At 49.8% G+C, this 4,817-nt stretch carries 3 protein-coding genes; all 3 read left to right on the forward strand.

Features of this window, described 5'->3' with window-relative positions; all coding sequences use genetic code 11:
• Positions 1 to 309, forward strand: a 309-nt coding sequence (locus LGH74_RS24730; protein WP_226180868.1) for a hypothetical protein, incomplete at its 5' end; no start/stop codon positions are given.
• 643 nt (positions 310 to 952) lie between these two features.
• Entirely contained in the window at positions 953 to 2,569 is a 1,617-nt protein-coding gene (gene mobV, locus LGH74_RS24735) for a MobV family relaxase (RefSeq protein WP_226180870.1), read from the forward strand.
• Positions 2,570 to 2,827: 258 nt separating this feature from the next.
• The gene (locus LGH74_RS24740) at positions 2,828 to 3,391 is read left to right on the forward strand and encodes a RepA protein (protein WP_226180872.1); all 564 of its coding nucleotides are present in this window, start codon (positions 2,828 to 2,830) and stop codon (positions 3,389 to 3,391) included.
• Positions 3,392 to 4,817: the final 1,426 nt, after the last annotated feature.

Below are 4,817 nucleotides of genomic sequence, written 5' to 3' on the forward strand. Positions count from 1 at the left end.
AGCGCGCAAGGACCGTTTTTGATGTTTTTAAAAAAAGGACAGAAAAAAGCCCTGCCACAAACCTCGATTCAAGCCCGTAGAGAGGCTTTTTTCAGTGAACTGATTCTGCCGCGTATCACGGGCGTGGTATCGTCTTGTCCCAGCTGGAGATTTCGGCTTGGGGAGCCGTCATCCACCGGTCAGGTTCTGGGGCGAAGTAAACCGCCGACCAAAGGGCCGCAAAGCGAGAGCTCTGGGCAAGCAGTATCTGTCGGGCCATGGTTTGTGTTGGGTATTGGGGCATACTTTTTTCGTGTTACCCCTAAGTAGTGCTCAGCAGGTGCCAGTGCGTAGGACGAAACCGCGCGCTTACCAATTCCGGGGAAGCAGCCCCGATTTTCAGCCGGCCATTCACCATGCGGAACAAGAGATTTTTCTCGCGGGTTAGATTGGCTTTTATTAAGTATAAAGCCCTACTCACTACTGTGTACCCAAGCCACATAGAGTTGGCCTTGTGCATGAGTAGTAACCCAGCGCTGGTCTTTAGGAAAAGCTGCTATCTTTGAATTGCCAGTTCGAAACAGACCCAGGCTCTGCTGGAGAGCAACCGCGGGAAGGGATAGAACCGGCCGAGGTAAACGCCCCGTCTAAACGCTCGCTCGACGTATAAGCTGGACTTAGCGAGTGAGCGTTTTTCGTTCTACCAATGCTTGCCTTCGGCATGAGTTTTTCTAGGCATGGACTCGGTTTCGCCCGGCCATGTTCCAAAGAAATGTCAGAGGGCGAAACCGAGTCCATGCCTAGAAAAACTCAACAGTTGAACGAGTGTTGGCTGTGCTACCCAGCTGTCATCAGCAATCGTCTGCCAAATGCCATAACACACTATGGCAAATTTTAAAGACGACTCGCTTCGCTCTCGCCTTTAAAATTTGCCGTGTGCCCCTACGGGGATTAATCTCTCCCTATCGCCCCTATGAAACAGTCCATCATCCGTGTTGCAAAGATCAAGACCAGAGGGGCTGCCCTAGGCAAAACGAAGCATAATTACAGGCTAATGGACACGCCGAACGCTGATCCAGAACGCACAGCCAGCTTGAACGAAGAGTATCTGAACCATGGGCAACGAGACTACTGGAGCTTGGCTGAGGAGCGGATTGGAGAAGCTGTTACGCGCAAGGTTCGGGACGACCAAGTGCGCGCTATGGAAGTGCTTCTAACTGCCTCACCGGAGTGGTTTGAGCGAGGTGCCGATGGTCAGGCAAAGGATATGCGCGGTAGTAAGTGGGTAGATGATAATTTGCACTTTTTGCAGGAACGATACGGTGCTCGCAATGTGGTATCGTTCACTTTGCATCAGGACGAGAAGACGCCGCATATTCATGCTGTGGTAATTCCAATCACGGAGACCGGGCGGCTTTCGGCCGACATTTTGTTCAATCCCAGAACGCTTAAGCAGCTACAGACGGATTACGCGATGGCTATGGCTGATCATGGTCTTGAGCGTGGAATGGAAGGAAGCCGGCGGCCACACCAAGAGATGAAGCAAGTGTATGGGCGGCAGGATACAACGGCGGCGGAGTTGGCCCCGTTGGTGCAAACGCCAGTAGCAGCATCATTCCGATTGGAAACGCCACCCTTAATAGGTCGAGAAGCCTGGAAAGAAGCGCAAGAGGCTAAGATCAATGCCGAAATAGCACGCCAGGTAGGAGAAGTAACAAAACGCCTGCAGGAGGTTGGTAGCGTAGCCGTAGCACAGGCCGGGGCACAAGACCAAGCGCAGGCACTGGATGGTCGTTTAAGGAAGTCTGAGGGCCTAAATCAGCGTAACTACCAAGTGGCAGTCCGCCTACAGCAAGAGCTTGCCCAGGTCAAAGCGCAACTCGGTCAATTTGCAGTTGACCTGGTTCAGCGGAAATCACCAAGTCTGGATGCCATCAAGCTTAGTGAACGTACCCTAGCTGAAGGTGCTAAACGTGCCGAAACGGTGGCAAGAGAAGTCATAACCAGGCCTTTTCGTGACCAGGATGGACTATTCGCCCACTTTGCTACAGCTGGCTATAGAGTTGAAGATCATGCTGGGCCATATGGGCCTGTAAAGCATGTTGAGGAGGTTACAACCGGTTTTATCTATCCATTGAAGCAGCTAATTCCGGACTGGGATGGCTTGGTAGCCGAGCGTATTCGCCAGGAAGGCCAGCGTAGGGAACAAGATCTGCAGCAGAGAGAGCAAGCTCGGAAGGAAGCACTGGCACGAGCACCAGGTGCAAGGAACGTCTACATCACGGCTGAGCACGAAACCATCGAAAAGATTAAAGCGGCTTTGGTAAGTACTGGTGCCAACATCTGGGGAGAATCTTCCACTGATGACTATACCCAACTCCGGATCAGCTACCAGCATCAAAATCAGAGCATCCAGAAAATCAATTCGCTTATTGAGCAGGCTCAGCTCGACCCGCGGGTAAGTGAAGTCCACGAGAGCCCTGCAGACAAAGCTGCACGACGAGAGGCCGTCAGGTTCTTGTCTACTCCACTTGGTCAGGAAATCGGTCGGAAAGGCAAAGGACCAGACGAGCAGATCGAGCGTGATTAGCATCCCTGGTACATGCCCCCGAAATGCGCGGAATACCAGGTTATTAATAGTAATAAGAAGTAAACCTACGTAACTACTTGATTACTAGCATATACTACTTTCCACTATGGAAAGCGGGACTTTCCATAGTGGAAAGCTACACTTTACATATTATAGACTAATTTGTACACCAGTACTTTCCATTTATGGTGCATAAATGGAAAGTGAATCTTACTTTTGAGGAAACTCCTATTTTCCTTTTACCCCTAATTTTGGAAAATGAAACTTTCCGATTTCGAGAGAAATAGAACCAATCCATTCTTAGATAAAGTATTGGGTGAGGTCCAGATCTCACGGAAATACAAGGCTGCGACCCGTACTGGGGAGAGTGCTATGCTACAGGCATTCGACCCAAACACAGGTGAAGTCTTGGGTCATACCATGTTTATCCGGCAGATAGAAGTCGATGAGGAGAAATTTGCCAAGCTATACTTGAGCCAATTCGAGAGCTTTTGGGACCTTTCCAAGCCTGCTATCCGTGTCTTTGGCTATGTCTTGACCAAGATGAAGCCGAAATCAGATAAGATCGAGTTCTTCATCGACGAGTGTAAGGAATACACTCATTACAAGAGCATAAAGCCAATTTATGCTGCCCTTGCCAGCTTGATCGAGTGCGAAATACTAGCCAGGGGATACAACGAGAACGTCTACTTCATCAACCCGCTGGTGTTCTTTAATGGGGATAGAGTCAGTTTCGTCAGGACCTATGTCAAGAAGAAGAAGAACAGAGCAGCAGACCCCAGACAGCTGTCGGTTTTCGACGTGCTACCCTTGCCCGAGTAGAATTTGCGCAACAATTCGCCTTGGTCAGGCATCTTTGCCGTAAACTTGGTTGTTTCGAACACAAAACCCCCACTCCATCGGACTAGGATGAAATGGGGGCCGTGGTTCAAATCTCTACTGCTATTGCTTGAGTAAGCCAGTAGCAGTTGCTATCTTCAAGATAGGTTCGAGCATCTCGGGCTTGTTGTACACCACGATGACTATCGTGATGAACATTAGGCAGCTGATGATGTAGGTAAGAAGTTTACAGACTTCTTTAAAAATGGTCTTGGTCTCCTGATTGGAGGTTTCGATAGTGAGTCGCATGCTTGTTGGGTCCTAGCCCAGAGTTTGTGAAAAGGTGATTTAGGGTAGGTGATTGGAGTCACCGAGCTTTGAAATTCACCACGAGAAGGGGGTCTGTTGGAGCAGCCCCCTTTTTTGTGGCCTTACTGTTGAGTTCCGGAGGTAAGGCGATGTTTACATTGGCGTCGACGTGCTTTAGAAGTGTTGTTTCGAAGGAGTACCCTATAATCGGAGCGGTGCTGGTTTTGCGCCACTGCTCCTTCTATTATTAGCTCGTAGGTCATGAAAGTTTGACCCTGAGGTGATATTTATTTTTGAGCGGCCTGATCATAAGGCTTTGCTGGGCCCGGTGTAAAGTTGAGCATCGAGGCTCGTGCATTTGTCTGACATGCCGATCCCGATGAATACACCCGGCTTTTACTGGCCATGTATCCAGGGCAGGATATGCCAGGAAGAAGACCCCCTCCCTAAAAAATAAAGCATACTGGTCAGAATTACAATTCCTCATACCCGTAAATACGCACCCCAAGCAGTTTATCACGGGGCACGGGCTAAAATTCGGAAATCGTTCTGGGCGATTTGCTAGACCTGGTAGACAAGTACCTGGTCGTGGCTTTCTTCCCGGTCTCGACTGGTCAGCTTGCGAGGGGGCAGTAGGGAATAAACTGCAACGCTGTTAAGGCTACTCCGGATCTGGCGGCTTGGGTCTACCTTGCTTCGCTCGACAAATCGACTCGTACATGACGCCGAATTTGACCATCAGCTCACCGGCATTCTTCATGAATGTTATTGCCAAGAAGGTCGAGCATACTATTACAAGAATTCCCATGATATAGCTCGGCGGCATTTTGCTGAGCACACCAGCGGCGCCAGTGGTACCGAACAGAACTGTGATAGTAGTGCGGAGTGTAGCCCATGGACCAGAGCCTTGGGGTTGTGGATTGGTAAGCATGTTTTCCATCGTTTTTCGTCTTAGGGTTTATGGCAGCAAAAGCGGCGCGGCTCAGAGGCATGTATCTCCGATCAGATCTGCTTTTCTTCGTCTGCTACTGCAAGGGTAAGGCAGCGCGCAAGGACCGTTTTTGATGTTTTTAAAAAAAGGACAGAAAAAAGCCCTGCCACAAACCTCGATTCAAGCCCG

It is taken from the genome of Hymenobacter lucidus (assembly GCF_020447265.1).
GTDB lineage: Bacteria > Bacteroidota > Bacteroidia > Cytophagales > Hymenobacteraceae > Hymenobacter > Hymenobacter lucidus.

Coding starts and splice junctions, on each gene's coding strand:
- mobV (WP_226180870.1), top strand. CDS start 953: ATGAAACAGTCCATCATCCGTGTTGCAAAGATCAAGACCAGAGGGGCT.
- LGH74_RS24740 (WP_226180872.1), top strand. CDS start 2,828: ATGAAACTTTCCGATTTCGAGAGAAATAGAACCAATCCATTCTTAGAT.